At 45.8% G+C, this 11,568-nt stretch carries 10 protein-coding genes; all 10 read right to left on the minus strand.

Annotated elements, in window-relative coordinates:
- Positions 1–238: 238 nt before the first annotated feature.
- Positions 239–649: a TnpV protein gene (locus DW019_RS15445; protein WP_308167039.1), complete on the minus strand. Its 411-nt coding sequence runs from the start codon at positions 647–649 to the stop codon at positions 239–241.
- A gap of 784 nt (positions 650–1,433) precedes the next feature.
- Positions 1,434–2,117, minus strand: a complete 684-nt coding sequence (locus DW019_RS07270; RefSeq protein ID WP_015573070.1) for a hypothetical protein — start codon at positions 2,115–2,117, stop codon at positions 1,434–1,436.
- Between the two features lie 5 nt (positions 2,118–2,122).
- The gene (locus tag DW019_RS07275) at positions 2,123–2,680 is read right to left on the minus strand and encodes a hypothetical protein (RefSeq protein WP_024721694.1); all 558 of its coding nucleotides are present in this window, start codon (positions 2,678–2,680) and stop codon (positions 2,123–2,125) included.
- Complete coding sequence (locus DW019_RS07280) at positions 2,658–2,891, minus strand: hypothetical protein (RefSeq protein ID WP_015573071.1); 234 nt, start codon at positions 2,889–2,891, stop codon at positions 2,658–2,660. The genes DW019_RS07275 and DW019_RS07280 overlap by 23 nt, the downstream gene beginning before the upstream one ends.
- 13 nt (positions 2,892–2,904) lie before the next feature.
- Positions 2,905–3,498 carry a hypothetical protein gene (locus DW019_RS07285; protein WP_015573072.1) on the minus strand — a complete coding sequence of 198 codons (594 nt, stop codon included), beginning with the start codon at positions 3,496–3,498 and terminating at the stop codon, positions 2,905–2,907.
- A 9-nt stretch (positions 3,499–3,507) separates the two neighbouring features.
- Positions 3,508–3,801 (minus strand): hypothetical protein, encoded by a 294-nt coding sequence (locus DW019_RS07290; protein ID WP_003525240.1) that lies wholly within the window; start codon positions 3,799–3,801, stop codon positions 3,508–3,510.
- Positions 3,802–3,949: 148 nt separating this feature from the next.
- The gene (locus DW019_RS07295) at positions 3,950–8,200 is read right to left on the minus strand and encodes a SpaA isopeptide-forming pilin-related protein (RefSeq protein ID WP_015573073.1); all 4,251 of its coding nucleotides are present in this window, start codon (positions 8,198–8,200) and stop codon (positions 3,950–3,952) included.
- 70 nt (positions 8,201–8,270) lie between these two features.
- Positions 8,271–8,975, minus strand: coding sequence for a hypothetical protein (locus DW019_RS07300; protein ID WP_024721696.1), 705 nt, complete (start codon positions 8,973–8,975; stop codon positions 8,271–8,273).
- Between the two features lie 233 nt (positions 8,976–9,208).
- A complete protein-coding gene (locus DW019_RS07305; RefSeq protein ID WP_024721697.1) occupies positions 9,209–10,153 on the minus strand; it encodes a ParB/RepB/Spo0J family partition protein in 945 nt (314 codons plus the stop codon).
- On the minus strand, positions 10,110–10,934 hold the full coding sequence (locus DW019_RS07310; protein ID WP_024721698.1) for a ParA family protein: 825 nt from the start codon (positions 10,932–10,934) through the stop codon (positions 10,110–10,112). Before DW019_RS07310 ends, DW019_RS07305 begins: the two co-directional genes overlap by 44 nt.
- Between the last annotated feature and the right edge of the window lie 634 nt (positions 10,935–11,568).

Here is an 11,568-nt window from a genome sequence, read left to right on the forward strand (position 1 = left end):
TGAAATGTTTTGTATCCCACAAGCCTGCCGTCGTTTAAGGTAAGCCGGGTGTAGTCGTTATTGAAGATACCCTTGATATATTCGGTACGGGTCGCATTGTCCGTATTTCTCTCATAGAAGTCTTTGATTTCTTCCTTTGAAGCGGACAAATGCGGGGTAGTACCGAGTATCTCTCGGATAGTATCATCGCCACCGAAAAACGGCAGGCTCTTGTCCTCGTGGTTTCTGTCGTAATACTCTAAGCGAATATTACCTGATTCTTCACGATTTCCTGTGCCGAGTTCCTGATGTTGTTCATCAGGCGAACCCACTTCATCATATCTTCCGCTTTCATCTGCTCCGTCAGCCCGGCTTTCTGTGCCATCTGCTTCACGAGAGTTTCCTCCAGTTCGCTGGCTCTCTGCTGAACCTCCGCCAAGTGACTGTTCAGAATCCCTTTCGTCAGAAGATTGTAGTACAGGATTTTGTGATGTTCCTTCAGATAAGTTCTCCTCATCTGCGACCATCTGCCGAGAGTCACTTCCGTCTGCTCCGGCAGTTTCAGGTTCGGAAGATTGTAATCTCCCACCATCGTGTATGTGATTTCGCTCATCGCTTTGACTCCTTTCGTCTTTGATGTCTTTATTGTATTCGGATTGCTCCTGTTCATCAATTATGCGATTTTCCTTGCTGAGCGTGCTGATTGTTCTGCTGACAGGGAGCAACGCCATTTCTGCAATGTCGCTTGTAGCAATACCCACCGCATTGAGAACTTCCTGTGAATTAAAACTTGAAATACCGGCAAAGTCATCGGGAGAATAGACCTTGTCTGCGTTCAGTCCCAATCGTGCCATAACCATATATGATACGCTGTTTCTGACAAGCTCCAAATACAAGGCATTTGCTTCGTCGGCAGACAAATACTCAATATCGCTTCCTGCACCCAAACTCATAAAGTCGGAGATATAGTCTGCGATGTTATCCTCAACGGCATTGGCAATGCTCTCTTTGACGACATTTTCAATACTCGTTGTATCGTTTACCGCACCGAAAGTATTTTCAAGTGTTTCAATAACTTCTGCTTCATATTCGGGTCTCATCTCCCAAATCGGAACAGGGCGGGAATGTCGACTTTCGTGGGTGTCCGATATATCAAAGTAATGAATCAGCCTTTGACGGCTTCTGTCTGTGTCCTCAAATACGGCAATACCCTTTGCTCCTCGGTTTACCCAGCGACCGAAAGTACCGTTCCATCGTTCGATTTCAAGCACGGCTGTTGCGTCGGGTCTTTGGGCATAAATGAGAAGCTGTTCATCAAATCGGAGCCTGAAATTTCTGCCTGCTGTTTTCAGAAACGATTGCCAGTTTACCGGATTGTCTGTAACTGCAAAACAGGTTCTTTCATACAGCTCTGAAATCAGGTCAAATTTTCTTGCCACCTCGTCTGCACCTCCTTATCGTGTTTTTTCTTTGTCCTTTGCGGATTTCGTGTTTTCTTTTGCGGCTGGTTCTACGGTATGACCGTTTCTCTCGCAAAGCTCGGCAAATTCGCAGATATGGTAGAGATTTGTGCCGACCTCCAAATGGTAGTCGTCGATATATCTGCAAGTTCTCTCCATTGTTTTGCCGTCGCCGAGCTTGATTGAGATTTTTTCTCCGTCCGCAATGCGAAACTGCTCCTGATAGTGCGGGTTGATAAATCGGATACCTCGCTCAGCGTTTTTCAAGTGGGCATTTAGCCACTCTTTCTGATAGCAATAGCAGTACAGATTGTACTCGCCCCTGTTGGGGTTAAATCTCATAAGATAGCTGTACTTTCCCGTATCAAGACGGATGCCGTAGTGGTTGCAGTCATCATTAAAGGAGCTGTCGGGAGTGGAATAACAGTAAGAGGACATAGCCTTTCTGCCGGACAAAACATCGCCGTCACGCAATCCGTTTATGACTTCATCAAATTCAGCCTTAAATTCATCGGTTTTCAAGTCTTTTCTGAAATCGTTCCAAGTCGTCCAAAACTCGTTCCCGTTAGAACCGAAGTCGGCTCTCAAATATCCGATAAGACCGGTCTGCATAGAGAGCTGCTGACTTTGGCTGAAGGTGTATTTACGCTCTGCTTCGGTCAATACTCTGTAATCCATTTTCATCACCTCGCTTGTTCGTTTGTTTGTCTTTGCTTTGGAATAGGAAAACCATAAACTCCGGCAATGTCATCGCCGAGCCTTTTGGTAACTCGTGTGATGTCGGCTCTTGTGGCTTTTCCGTTATAGATTTTATCTTGCAGATTTTCAATCTGCGTATCGGTAACACCGTCTTTGAATACACGGTAAAGATAATGGTTTGTACCGTCGTGATGAACGGCGTCGGCACGAAGGTCGCCGTACTTATCCACATACCATTCGTTGTAATCGGTATCGGAATAAAGGCAGTCCTTAATGTTGCCGGAATCAATCATCTTGTAGCCCGACACTCTGCCGTTCCATCTGCCGAGGTCGCCGATAACAATAATCGGCTGTGAAAGCTGAATATTGAGATTTACTCGTTCATCATAAAGATTTTCGGCATTGGATTTTACCATAATGTCGTAAAGCTCATCATCGGAATATCCGGGATACAGTTCCTCCAAAGACTCTCGCCAATCATCAAGGTCAAGGCTAATGTCGCTCCAAATGATATGGCGGTCATTCTGTTCCTGCCTGCTCATCAGTGCCACCTCCCAAATAAGAGAACAGCTTATTGGCTTTGGTCTGCTTCTGAAACTCGATAATCAGACTCATATCCGGAATAGTGATACCCGGAATTTTCAAAATGCTCTCCATGTCGAGCTGCTGCAATTTCTTTTCGGTATTGCAGCCTGCGTCAAACAGTTTCGTCAGAAGCTTTGTCTTTTGCTGAAAAGTGAAATTTTCCTTCATTGCTTTGTCCTCCTTATCGTTCTTTGTCTTTATTTCGCTTCTTGTTTGAAAGCTCTTGTGCCTTTTCCTTTGCCCATTCAGGCAGACGCTCAGGCTTTATTTCGCCCATAACATCCATTCTTTCATATCGGGTTGATTTGCCGGTGTGAAGATTGGTACAAAACACGGCACTTCCACGGCTGTTTGCCGACGCACCGAAACCACCTGTAACATAGTAGAGCTGTCTGTCGGCTCTCTGAAATTCAGGCTTTAATACCTTGGGGTCAATGGCTATGATTTTGCCGTTGATGTCTTTGGAATAGTGGTCGGGGATACAGTCGGCTTCTGTTATGAGTGTGATTGGAATATCCAGTTTTTCGACCTGTTCCTTGAAAAGCTCCGCTTCATTTGCCACACGGCTTCCGAAAAGGTGTACGATTTCGATATAGTCATCGCTTACCATACATTCCGAACACAGTTCAAACAGGTCGTTTCGCTCTGCAAAGCCGCACATAAATTTATCGCCGTTTGTACTTTGCTCATTGGAAGCCAAGATAACTTCCTTTTCGCCCACATTGACCGAGCAAAGAACAGTGTATTCACCGATTTTTCTTTTTCCCTCGTTCATATCCACACCTCAGCTTACTTCAATCACAATTCTGATGTTTCCGCAGTCGCAGCCACTGCACTGCCTTGACAGTTCGGGAAATAGGGATTGCACTCTCTGTCTTGCTCTGCGGATAGTCTCAAAGCACGGCAAGCCGTAGCCTTTATAGTTGTTGACTATATCCTCAAGCGGTAAATCTCCGACTCTCATATAGCTGTATCGGTTGTAATAGCAAAGGATAAGCTGCATATCGTCATACCTCGTTTCGGGGCATTCTCTGAGTATTGCAAGCACCTTGCTGTCAACCGTCTTTTGCTTATTCATAATGCACCTCCGTAAAAGAACGGTGGGCGAAGTTTTCACTCCGCCCACACAAGCGTTCCTTATTTCTTTCTGTTCTTAATCTGCAAGAAGATAAAGCCGCCGATAATAAAGGCGACTAATACAACTGCTACGATTGTTTTAGCGTCCATTACTCATTGTCCTCCTTCTTCTTTTTTCTGTACGCAACAACGGCTGTGCCGACAATACCGAGGGCAGAAAGTCCCGCAAGTGCCGTCCACAAGCCCACATTGCTGTTATCTCCGGTCTTTGGTGTATCTCTCAGCTCATTGTGCATTTCCACAACGGTAGTAGAACCGACCTTTACGGTTGCAATCTTATCCGCAGGAAGCACATAGGAAGCAGAAACACTATCCTGAACCTCGGAAATGGTGTAATCGCCGATACGAAGTCCCTCGATAATGATTTCGCCGTTCTTATCGGTCGTGAAGCTTCGGTCGTAACCGTTTACTCCTGTAACTCTGAAAGTGAAGCCTTCAACCTTACCGTCAGAGGAAGTTTTAACGATTTTCAGGTTTCCTTTCATAGCTGTGTTAATAAAGCCGACGCCGGCTTTGTTTTCTACCTCGTAGGTGGTTTCATCTTTTTCAATGAAAACAGAGTACACACCCTTATCAAGCTCAAAGCCATCCGGTGCTTTGGTTTCTCTTACAAGGTATTTTCCGTAAAGAAGTTCCTTCATCTCGTAAATACCGGTAGAGGTTTCGGAGAGAGTTCCGATAAGCTCGTCGGCGTCATCCAGTTTACCGTCGCCGTTTACATCTTTGTAAACCTCAAAGGTCGCTCCTGTCAGCTTGTTGTCCGGGTAATCTTCATCGACCTTAGTCAACTTGATATTGCCGTGAACATACTCATTGACGATTTCGACCTCAATGACCTGAGCGACCTCGGAGATTTTAACTTCATAAGAAGTTTCATCAAGCACGAAGCCCTCCGGCTGCTCGATTTCTCTTACAAGCCAGTTGCCATACGGTACTTTCTCAAAAGAAAAGCTACCGTCTTTTTGGGAGGTAGCAGTCATCAAAGCATTTTCTTTTGTAAATTCGGTTTCATCAGCCTTAAACAGACCGATTACAGCACCTCCCAGTGCTTCGCCGTTTTCGGTAATCTTCTTACCGGAAACAGAACCGTAAATGAGCTTGTTTTCAATCGGCTTGCCGTCATTGACCGCAATCTCAACATTTGCGGTATCCTGACCGGCATAGCTGAAAGTGAACGGATACTTGGCGTCGGTAAGGATATAATGCTCATCGGTGGCAAGTTCCTTTACATAGTAGCTTCCGAAAGGAAGGTCGGTTTTGATAACAGCCTTGCCGTTCTCGGAAAGTGAGATAATCTCAATCAGTCCGTCTGCCGGAATAGAAGTACCGCTTGCAGAAACAAGTTCTTCTGCGGCGAAAAGTCCGAAGCTGATATTCTTCATTTCATCGCCGTTGCCGATATTGAAGATGTCGTTCTTTTCAATAGTCTTTTCAAGACTTACCGCTACTTTCTGCCTGTCGTTTACAAAGCTTGTGGCGGTTTCGGTTACAGACACTTCCTGACCGGCATAAGTCAGCTCAACATCGTGAGCTTCTTTGTTGATGACCATACCCTCCGGTGCAGTAATTTCAACCACCGTATATTTTCCGAGATAAAGCTCCTTACTCTTGGCAAGTCCGTTTTCATCTGTGGTAACAGTATCTACTACCTCGCCCTTTGCATAACGGAGTGTACCGTCGGGAGTGATAATATCTTCTGCTGCGCTAATCTCATAAACTGCACCTGCAAGACCTTTCACTTCATAGACAGGCTGATAAATCACATCGGCGTTTTCCACGCCGGAGATATTTACCCCTGAAAACACCTCGCCGGTCTTTTCAATGCTGACTGTACCTTTCTGTGCCATATTAGGCTTATCGACCTTAATCACGGTAATACCACCCTCATCGGAAGAATGTTCCTCTGCCACATCAAAGTACACCGGTGTGCTGTCAAGCACATATCCGTAAGGAGCCTGAACTTCTACAAGAGAATATCCCTTGCCGTATTCCAGTTTTTCCGGTGTCACAAGCTGTCCGTTTGCGTCGGTGTAGAAAGTATCAATCGTTGTCGGAGTAGGATAAGTGAAGGTCATTGTTACCTGATTGCCGTCAGGGTCAAAGATTTTGAAGCCTGCACCGGCATAAGGAATGTTTTTACCGCTTTCTGCGTCCACCTTGACAACCTTGATATAGCTTTCAAAGTTTGCGTTGTTGATAAGATAGCGGTAGGTCTGTCCGTCCTGAGCAATGAACACATCAAAGTTCTTCATCAGCTCACGACCTTCCCAACCGGAGGTCTGATGAACGGTATATACGCCGTAAGGCATATCCTTTGTCTGCCCGAAACCGTTTTCATCACAGACAATGACATCTCTTTCATCTTCTTCTGCTGCGTCAAAACTGCCGGAAGATTTGAGATAGATTTCAAAGGTTGCTCCGTTTTCCGGTGTTTCAATCTGAGTTTCGCCGTCATCGGTGTGCTTGATAATGGCGATATTGCCTTTCATAACCTGTTCGGTAACATCATTTGCTGTCTGATTGTGTTCCACCGTATAAAGCTGCGGTTCAGCACCGACCTTGTGAACAGTCGTATCAAGCAGATAACCCTCGGACGGCGTGATTTCACGGATTGTCCAGTCATTATCACAGACATATTCCTTTGTGGTAAACTGCCCGTTCTTATCCGTCACATACTTGTCCACAAGGGTTTCGCCTTTATAGATACCGTAAACTGCTCCGGCAAGGGTAGCGTCGCCCTGCGGTGTGCCTTCCTCTCGGTCGCTCTTTGTTACGGTTACGCTGAACTTTTTGAGAATGTTCGTGAAGTTTCTTGTGGTTACTTCTTTCCAGTTAATCGGTGCGGTCTGATTTGCAGGCACAACATAACGGATTGCGGTATCCACTTCCTCAATGGTGTATGGGGTAGTGCCGCTGATAAGCACATCATCAAAAGAAGCAACACCGTTCTTATCTGTCACGGCATACTCATCGACAGCAATACCGGAAAGAGATGTGCCGTAAAGATGGAAGGTAACGCCCTCAACCAAGTTATCCTCAGAAGATTTGATGACCTGAAGATTACCTCTTTTGAGAACATTATTGAAATTGACCTTTGACACCTGACCGGCAACAACAGTTACTCTGTGAACCTCCTGCGGAACATATTTGTCGATAGACTGTTCTGTTACCGTGTAAACACCGGGCATAAGGTTATCCAGTTGGAATTTACCGCCGTTTGCGGTTGTTACAGTCTGATTGACACCGTTACCGCTTATGGTAAACTGAATGCCGTCAACCTTTCCGTCCTCACTTGTCTTTACAATCTGACAAGAGCCGTAGCTTACCTTCATTTTGACAAAGCCGCTGACAGGGTCACTGACCTCCTGAGCATAAGTGACCACATCCTGAATGCCGTTTCCGTTCTGATGGATACCGTCAGACCATACGACAACACCTCTGCGGACACCGTTCTTTTTTGCGGCTGTGATGGTAAATTCCTTGCTCGGAGCTTTCTCCATCGAAACAGTCAATTTGTTTCCGCTGACAGAGAAAGAAACCCCGTCAATGTTTGCCGAGAAGTTGTAATTGCCAAGCACACCGTTTGTATCGGTGAGAGTAGCAACATACTTGCTTCCGTTCCATTCAAGCTCGTTTACCTTTGCAGAACCGCTTGACCTTGTGCAGAAGCTCGGCACTTTGGTGTGATTCTGAACACTTGTTACCATACTGTTGTAGTACGACAAGATTTTACTGCGGAGTGGGTGTGCAGTGCTTACACATTCAAGCACGGCATTGTATCCGCTGGTAGAAACGTGATTAAAGCCTGCGTCTCTTTCTCCGACAATCGTTTCCCAAATCAAAATCTGAGTGGCATAAGCGTGTGCGATGCAGTTTGCGTCGCTTTCATTCTGCGACTTCCAGCTTGTCGAAATACCTCCACGGTAGCCGTACTGCAAGATACGACCGATAAGCAGGCGAATGTCATCGCCGGAAATCGTTCCGTTCGGGCTGATGTTATTAAAGAAGTTCTCGTCCTTTTCGGTGAGAGTATCTCCAGTCCGCTGACCTGTACCCGGTTCAATACAGTAGGCAATATTGCCCGAATACGAACCCATTGCACGAAGTCCTGTATATTTTGTGGACAAGCCTTTCCAACCGTTCATATAGTTGAGATTGCCGTGTCCCCATTCGCCGTTGTTATTGGTATCTCCGCTTCGGGGATAATCGACGAGGTACACATCGGCTTTTTCTCCTACGGCTGCAAAGGCTGTCGTTGCCCCAATGCCCGTAAAAGCAGTAAGGCTCATAACCGCCGCCAACATAAGCGAGACGGCTTTCTTGAATTTTGTTTTAACCATTGCGTTTTCCTCCTTGAAATGCAAAAACGCACCGATTTTACTCAGTGCGTCCGCTTAAAATTATTTTGTTTTAGCAGTAGCCGATATAGATGTTGTAATCCGTATCGGATAGCTTTTCTGTCCATATCCACACAGCGGTAAAACCCTCGCTGTTCTTGTATCGGTTCAGTCTGCTTTCAATATCAGACTTGATACCGCTTCGGTTAGGATTTGCGGATATGGGGTTGTCCCAACATTCTGTCGCCGTGATGTCAAGAGAAAGCCCTATGCTTACCGCATACTCTTTTGCGTAACTAACATAAGGGCTGACATCGAATGTCTGCTTGTGCGGCTCTGTCGGTTTCGGTTCTGCCGGCTTTTCAGTCGGTTTTTCAACCGGCTTTTGTTCGGCAGTTGTCTGTTCTTTTGGCTGTTCCGTTTGTTTTTCGGGTTCAGCCTGCGTGGTTGTCTGCTTCGGTGGCTCTGCCTTTGGCTTTTCGGTTGCAGGAGTATCAGCCGTTTTTTCTTCCGCCGGTTTTGTCTGAACAGTCGCAACCGTCTGCCTTTCAGCGGTTGATTGGCTTTCTTCTGCCGTAATCGGTGTTTCTTCCTGAACTGTCGTGCTTTCCGGTTCTTCTGCCGTTTCTTCCTGAGAATCTGTTTCGGTATTACCAGCCGGAAAAGAAGTCTCTGTTTTCGTAATCTCCTGTGCAGCTTCTTTGGCTGTGTTACCGTTACAACCTACGAGGAAAATCATCAGGCAGGCAAGAACACAAGGTATCAGCCTGTTTTTCATATCCATCGCTCCTTTCTGCCTTAATCGTAATCAAAACCGGTCAAAACATCAAAGGTGCGATTGGCTGAACTTTTTATCGTAGCAGACATTTTGCTTTTGCTCCAAATGTGCGAACCCTTTTATAGACAGCTATATGTTATTAGAGATAGATATACTCAAGGGAGATAGAGTATATTTTTCAGCAGGTTAATAGCCGGTATATATAGGGGTTAGAGTGTGAGAAAGGGGGAAGGCTATCGGCTGTCACGGTCGGCTCTGCTTCGCAGAAACTTGTTGTAATGCTCCAATGCCTTGCACACAAAATCCTCCGTTTGGCTTATGGGAATATTCTTCGGGATAAGCTGTCGAACCCTATCGCCCCTCAAAACAATTTTCTCCCTTTGGTTTGGTTTTTCCTCCGACATAATCGCTTGGATTGCTTCGGTTGTGAGCTTGCCCTCCTCAAAGAACTTTCGCATACGGATTGTTTGGTCGTGGGACGGGGTTGCGTCGTTCAGGTCGATTTCATCAACCACATCACGCTGACTGTCCTCATCGAGAAAAGACAATTCAACCGCCGGTCGCATTTTAATTCGCCCCTCATCAACATATTCCAAAAGTTCGGGAACAAGGTTTGTAAGGCGAATATATCTGCGAACTTGGGTTTGACTGTCACCCGACTGCTCTCCAATTAGTTGTGCTGTTTCTTTTCCGCTTGACTTCCAACCCACTGGGTCGGAAGTTAGGTCTGTTCTTTTGCCTTGTCTGCTCAATGCTTCCAAACGCATTTTGTAGGCATAGGCTTTTTCCGAGGGAAGTATCTGCGACCTTTGGTAGTTGCTCTCAACCATTAAAATCGTGGCTTCGTCTCGGTTCAGTTCAACGACCTCACAACGGAGAGTATCAAACCCGGCAAGCTCACAGGCTCGCTTTCGTCTGTGTCCCGATATGAGTTCGTATCTGCCGTCCTCTTTCTGCCTTACCGTCGCCGGAGTGATTACCCCTCGTTCCTTAATACTCTCAATGAGCTGTGCCATATCCTCGTCATCACGCACCTTAAAAGGGTGGTCGGGGAAATCGTCAATCTCAGTCAAGGGAATATCTCGGATTTTTGAAAGTTTTTCTTCATCTCTCTGTTCCTGCGTCGAGAATAAGTCATCGAGCTTCGTGAGAGTGAAGTCGCTCTTTCTTCCTGCCATCGGCTAACACCTCCTTTGTAAATTCGGTGTACGCTTTTGACACCGTGCTGCCCGGTTCGTAGGCAAAAATGCTCTTGCCTTTGGAAGAAGTCTCTGCGGCTTTTACGGCAATCGGGATATATGTTCGATACATCTTGATTTGACTACCGAAGTTCTCTCTCAGAGCTTCTACCGTGCTTTTGGCGAGGTTGGTACGGCTATCCACCAAAGTGAGAAGCATACCGTCAATCTTTAAGCCCGGATTGATACGCTTCTTAACTCGTGAAATGGTCTGAACAAGCTGCGTCATACCTTTTGCCGGTAAATACTGAGCCTGAACAGGAATTATTACGCTGTCTGCCGCAGATAGAGCATTGATTGTTACCATTCCGAGGGAAGGCATACAATCTATTAAGATATAGTCGTATTTCTCCTTCACTTCGCTGAGATAGTTTCTCAATGCCGTCTCTCTGCTCATTGCGTTGACAAGGTTAAACTCCATTGCTGAAAGCTCAAGGTTTGCCGGAATAAGGTCAACACCTTCGTCGTGGTGCAGAATACCGACCGTAGGGTCATTCATCGTTTCATTTATGACATCTGTGAGTTTCGTTGCAAGCGTGATACCCAAGTTGTCTGTATCCTGCCAACCGAGACAAGTGGTTAAGTCGCCCTGTGGGTCTGCGTCTATGAGCAGCACTTTCTTTCCCTGCATTGCAAGACCGACGCCGAGGTTTACCGTAGTGGTCGTCTTTCCAACTCCGCCTTTTTGATTGCATATCGCAATCGTTTTGCAGTTCGACACTTTGTGCGTCCTCCTTTCGTGAAATTCATAGCCATCGCAGTATGGCTATGTACTTGACCGGCTCATTTCCTAACCGGTCGGGCAATATTTGTTCTCAACACCCCTTGCCGAGCAATAAGCTCACGGGAAGTCACTAAGGAACAGACTGCTAATCTGTATCATAGGAATTTCACCTCTGCCGGGTACTCCGCCAGCTCCGTAGAGAAGTATCATTATCCTTCTGACTGTCATCGCCGTAACAGGGGCAACCTGTTACCTATACCGGGAGTTCTCGCTGTTCTGCAATGCAGAAGTCACGGCGTACCCGATAAGGTGGCTAAAATCATCAGAATTAAAGTCTTAGTGAATGGTTTATTCAGTTGTCAAAATACAAGTGAAAGGGCTGACCTTTTCGTGGCTCGGAATTAACCCCTTCACTTGTTTGAAATGGGAGAGCGTTTTTGGGGGGTGTTTTTTCAAAATTTCTTGAAAATTTTTTTGCTAACAAAAAAAGCCACCTACTTTCCTCTTAATTGAGGTCAATAGACGGCGGGTAGAAATATTCATAATTTTGGTGTATAATAGGAAATTAAGAGAAAGACAAATTTGAATTTGTCGGATTGGTCAATTCATATTTAGTGAATGATAACAATTT

This window comes from Clostridium sp. AF37-5, assembly GCF_003477605.1.
Lineage (GTDB): Bacteria > Bacillota > Clostridia > Lachnospirales > Lachnospiraceae > Eubacterium_F.

Excerpts from the sequence above, each read along its gene's own strand:
- DW019_RS15445 (WP_308167039.1), bottom strand. The coding sequence starts at position 649 with ATGAACAGGAGCAATCCGAATACAATAAAGACATCAAAGACGAAAGGA.
- DW019_RS07290 (WP_003525240.1), bottom strand. The coding sequence starts at position 3,801 with ATGAATAAGCAAAAGACGGTTGACAGCAAGGTGCTTGCAATACTCAGA.
- DW019_RS07285 (WP_015573072.1), bottom strand. The coding sequence starts at position 3,498 with ATGAACGAGGGAAAAAGAAAAATCGGTGAATACACTGTTCTTTGCTCG.
- DW019_RS07305 (WP_024721697.1), bottom strand. The coding sequence starts at position 10,153 with ATGGCAGGAAGAAAGAGCGACTTCACTCTCACGAAGCTCGATGACTTA.
- DW019_RS07275 (WP_024721694.1), bottom strand. The coding sequence starts at position 2,680 with ATGAGCAGGCAGGAACAGAATGACCGCCATATCATTTGGAGCGACATT.
- DW019_RS07270 (WP_015573070.1), bottom strand. The coding sequence starts at position 2,117 with ATGGATTACAGAGTATTGACCGAAGCAGAGCGTAAATACACCTTCAGC.
- DW019_RS07280 (WP_015573071.1), bottom strand. The coding sequence starts at position 2,891 with ATGAAGGAAAATTTCACTTTTCAGCAAAAGACAAAGCTTCTGACGAAA.
- DW019_RS07295 (WP_015573073.1), bottom strand. The coding sequence starts at position 8,200 with ATGGTTAAAACAAAATTCAAGAAAGCCGTCTCGCTTATGTTGGCGGCG.
- DW019_RS07300 (WP_024721696.1), bottom strand. The coding sequence starts at position 8,975 with ATGAAAAACAGGCTGATACCTTGTGTTCTTGCCTGCCTGATGATTTTC.